Source organism: Bacillus sp. SIMBA_026 (genome assembly GCF_046535335.1).
Lineage (GTDB): Bacteria > Bacillota > Bacilli > Bacillales > Bacillaceae > Bacillus > Bacillus velezensis.
In genome coordinates, this window is sequence record NZ_JAWRWX010000432.1 from 1 (window position 1) to 241 (window position 241).

Here is a 241-nt window from a genome sequence, read left to right on the forward strand (position 1 = left end):
CCTCGAAACTCAAGACCTGGTCCTGGGCGTCAATATTGAGCACACCAAAACGTCCAGGCGGCTGCACAGCCGCCACCGTGGCCAACTTGCCGTGCTTGCGGTGGAATTCCAGCTCGGCGGAAACATCAATATCCGACAACCCGTCGCCATACGTCAGACAGAACGTCTCGTTGCCGAGATAAGGCGCAACGCGCTTCAGGCGGCCGCCCGTCATCGTATCTGCACCGGTATCGACAAGCGT

1 pseudogene is annotated in these 241 nt (G+C 59.3%); it reads right to left on the minus strand.

The window, feature by feature from the left end:
• Positions 1-241: pseudogene (locus SB847_RS22070) on the minus strand (glucose-1-phosphate cytidylyltransferase); the annotation flags it as partial.